Genomic DNA, 3,659 nt, shown 5'->3' with positions numbered 1-3,659 from the left:
GTTTCTTCATCATTTGTATAATAAACCGGACACTTCCGCCTCTTCTTTGACAAAGGGCAGCATGAACCTGAAGATGGAGCCGCGCGCTTCCTCGCTCTCCACAAAGATGGTCCCGCCCATCAATTCCACGAGCTGTTTGCAGATGGCAAGCCCGAGCCCCGTTCCGCCATATTTACGGTTAATCGAAGGATGCAATTGGGAGAAGGACTGGAACAGCAGGCCGAGCTTGTCCTCGGCAATGCCGACGCCGGTATCTCTGACGGAGAATTCAAGCAGATAGGTCGGCGATTCCGGCAGCAGAATGTTCTTGACCGACAGCGTTACGCTTCCCTTCTCGGTGAATTTCAGCGCGTTGCCGACCAGATTGACGATAATCTGCCGAAGACGGCTCGGATCGGCCTTGATCGTCTCGGGCACACTGGTATCCGCCCACCACCGAAGCGCGAGTCCCTTCTCCTCCGCCTTCGGAGTAAACAGGTCGATAACGGCTGCAAGCATCTCCCTCAGGTCGAACTGTTCAGGCTCCAGCGGCATCTTGCCGGCTTCAATCTTGCTGAAATCGAGGATGTCGTTCAAGATATTCAGCAGGCTGTAGCTGCTGCTGCGGAGAATCTCCGCATAGGTCCGTTGCTCCTCCCCCAGCTCGCTCTCCAGCAGCAGATCAGCCATCCCGATCATGCCGTTCATCGGCGTCCGTATTTCGTGGCTGATCATGGCAAGGAACTCCGACTTGGCCCGGGATGCCTGCTCCGCCGATTCTTTCGCCCGGATAATTTCCCGCTCATTCGTAATGTCGCTGAAGGCCACCACTACACCTTCAATATGATCATGTTCCGTGATCGGGGATACTCTGTAATTCACCCAGAAGCTGGTGCCGTCCTTGCGCCAGAAAATCTCCTCATACATGCTTCGGGGAACCCCATCCTTGATCGTCATCGAAATCGGGCATTCCTTCGGGCAGTAGCCAGAGCCGTCCGGCCGGGTATGGTGGATATGCGAAAGGCTGTGGATGCCGATGATCTCCTCGCTGGAGTACCCCAGCATAAGCATCGCCGTTCGATTGATGAAGATGACCTTTCCGTTTCTGTCGAGTCCGAAGATCCCTTCTGTAACCGAGTTCAAAATGAGGCTCCGCGAGTCTCGGAGTCCGGGCTCGTGCTCCGGATAAACGGAACCTGCGCCGGCCCCGCTATATACCGCCGAGCTGTTCACGTCCGTAATGTTCCGGATAACGGCAAAAATGCCGACCACCTCATTCTCCGCCTTGACCGGAATATAAGTCAGGTCAGCCGAGGCGACGACGCCGGATTTTTTGATAAATTTCAAGTGGCACGAGGAGGTGTCGCCCCCGCAGGCAAGAGAAAAATGGCGCCCGGCCTCAGCCCGGCTCCCAAACAGAAGCGCTTTGTTCTGAATGCCCGTAATCTCCTCGAAGGCGTATCCGGTCAGCCGTTCAGCGGAACGGTTGGCGCCTATACAGCGGCCCCGAAGATTCAGAACGTAGATGCAGTCCGGATGCTGCTCGTACAATTCCCGATACATGCCCTCTTCGGCTATTAACCGTCTTAAAACAGAAGCTTTATCCTTATGCACGGTCCACTTCCTCTCTTAACTAACCAAAACGCCTCCGCTAAGGGCATTAGGGCGGGCACTTTGCCAGGGAACCCTGTGCGTTACTACACCCATAATCCAATCCGTAGGCCCCGCCGGCCGGCCCGGCAGGCGAGAATCGTCTAATAGTGTAGAATCCGAATAGAGATAAGCATATTATATCAAAAATTATAGAATATTTACCGGACATTTTGTTAACTTTCATGATAAGGCCGGGTCATATTTGCCGGCATCGCTCCCCTCGCTGTTCGGTCATGGATATAGTAGAATCAACTTTTTTTAACACGGGATAAGTGATATTAAACGTCCTCTTGGCATAGTCCAGCCTCTGCAACCGCTCAATCTCTTGCACAGTTAATGCATCATTTGCAATCAGTCTCTCAAAACTGGATCTAACAAACGCACCAATATTTATAACTTCAGATCCTTTAAAATCAGCAGGTGTTTTCTTCGCTCGGACAGTGTTTTTCGTCAGACCTATTGTCTGTTTATCATTAACGAAGAGATTATACATTTGTATGCTTCGCATAAAAAGCTCCGAGGTGTCGGACACAGAATTCGATGCATTCAAATTGAAATACCCATGAATGGCCATTGCTGTACGAATCATTTTCTTCAATACTCTGGAAATCGTCTCTTCCTTGGAACCATAATCAGACCATTTTCATGAAAAGCCACATCAATGCCGATCTTAACATAAGAAAAACGTAACGCTTATGCTATAATATCGAAAAGGCAGGGGATCCGAATGTCCATTTCCAAAGAACAATTGGAGCAAAGCTTCAAGGACAAATCTTATGTTGAGCTTAAAGATCTGGTGCAGCTGATTGAAGAAAACTTCGGATTCAGTGTTACGCTGCAGCGCAAAGACAAGCAGCCTACATTTACAGAGGAACAGAAGAAAAGAATGACTTCATTGATATTTAAGGATGATAGCGTTCTGACCCAGCTTCATCAAGCTCAGAAAGATCGTACAGATGGCATTTCCACATACAGTGACAGCGAGGAAGAGTTTGCGAAATTGTTGGATGAGGTCGGGAATGAGAAATAATAGCTACAAAGTTCTCTGGACTGCCCATGCACGGGTAGCGCTTGCGCGAATGAAAGAATTTAAAGTTGATCCGATGAATGTGTTCAGGCGGTCAAAATCCGTATTGGCTGATGAACCGAAATACAAAGCTGATGGAGTCTCTGACTTTCCTGGTTTTGAATTTAACGGCTACTACTGGATATTGATTGGCAATGTGGTCATTATTTATAGAATTGACGAAGATCTTCGCGAAGTGTATGTCGATGCGTGTTACTTTGCAAATACGGGGTTGTCGCATTATATTTTTTGGGGAATAGATCCTGACGAAGAATAACCTAACAATAAATCCTTCATTTATTGTTAGGTTATTCTGTATTCATCTGCACTCAGGGGCATAGCTTCCCCCTTCCAGCATATACATCTTGTGAACGGCACTGCCGCTAAACAGGATTCACAGGTGGAGAGGAGATGGGTACATGCCCAGCGACGAGATACAGGCGCTTGAGAAGGCCATAGCCGAGATTACGGAAATCGCCTCCGGGTTCGGCCTGGATTTCTACCCCATGCGCTACGAAATTTGCCCGGCCGATATTATCTACACGTTCGGAGCTTACGGAATGCCGACTCGCTTCGGCCACTGGAGCTTCGGCAAGACGTTTCATAAGATGAAGTCTCAATATGATTTCGGGCTGAGCAAAATATACGAATTGGTCATCAATTCCAATCCGTGCTACGCCTTCCTGCTTGATGGCAACTCCCTGGTCCAGAACAAGCTGATTGTCGCCCATGTGCTGGCGCACTGTGATTTTTTCAAGAATAACATGCGCTTCTCGGAGTCCAACCGCAATATGGTCGAGAGCATGTCGGCCACAGCCGACCGGATCGCCGAGTACACCGTCAAGTATGGGACGGACACGGTCGAGAGCTTCATCGACGCCGTTCTGGCCATCCAGGAGCATATTGATCCCAGCCTGATCCGGCAGAGCAAGCCGGGAACCGCCCATCTGGAGAAGCGGTC

The 3,659-nt window shown here is 49.8% G+C and carries 5 protein-coding genes; 3 read left to right on the top strand and 2 right to left on the bottom strand.

Translation table 11 applies throughout. The features are described 5' to 3' along the window. Nucleotides 1-9 precede the first annotated feature (9 nt). Nucleotides 10-1,593, bottom strand: a complete 1,584-nt coding sequence (locus L692_RS0106210) for a PAS domain-containing hybrid sensor histidine kinase/response regulator (RefSeq protein WP_025698169.1) — start codon at nt 1,591-1,593, stop codon at nt 10-12. Between the two features lie 235 nt (nt 1,594-1,828). Continuing rightward, entirely contained in the window at nt 1,829-2,230 is a 402-nt protein-coding gene (locus L692_RS0106205; protein ID WP_156940321.1) for a hypothetical protein, read from the bottom strand. Nucleotides 2,231-2,359: 129 nt separating this feature from the next. Between L692_RS0106205 and L692_RS0106200 the strand changes: the two genes are divergently transcribed. The 3 genes from L692_RS0106200 to L692_RS0106190 form a co-directional block, all read left to right on the top strand. Further along, nucleotides 2,360-2,662 (top strand): hypothetical protein, encoded by a 303-nt coding sequence (locus L692_RS0106200; protein ID WP_025698165.1) that lies wholly within the window; start codon nt 2,360-2,362, stop codon nt 2,660-2,662. After that, complete coding sequence (locus L692_RS0106195) at nt 2,652-2,975, top strand: hypothetical protein (RefSeq protein WP_025698164.1); 324 nt, start codon at nt 2,652-2,654, stop codon at nt 2,973-2,975. The genes L692_RS0106200 and L692_RS0106195 overlap by 11 nt, the downstream gene beginning before the upstream one ends. A gap of 142 nt (nt 2,976-3,117) precedes the next feature. Further along, the coding region (locus L692_RS0106190; RefSeq protein WP_025698163.1) for a SpoVR family protein at nt 3,118-3,659 on the top strand (542 nt) is incomplete at its 3' end.

It is taken from the genome of Paenibacillus forsythiae T98 (genome assembly GCF_000520735.1).
Classification (GTDB): domain Bacteria; phylum Bacillota; class Bacilli; order Paenibacillales; family Paenibacillaceae; genus Paenibacillus_AQ; species Paenibacillus_AQ forsythiae.
This window is presented reverse-complemented; position numbering and strand designations above follow the sequence as displayed.

What these genes read in the sequence shown, in the direction of transcription:
- L692_RS0106200 (WP_025698165.1), top strand. Translation starts at nt 2,360, where the DNA reads ATGTCCATTTCCAAAGAACAATTGGAGCAAAGCTTCAAGGACAAATCT.
- L692_RS0106195 (WP_025698164.1), top strand. Translation starts at nt 2,652, where the DNA reads ATGAGAAATAATAGCTACAAAGTTCTCTGGACTGCCCATGCACGGGTA.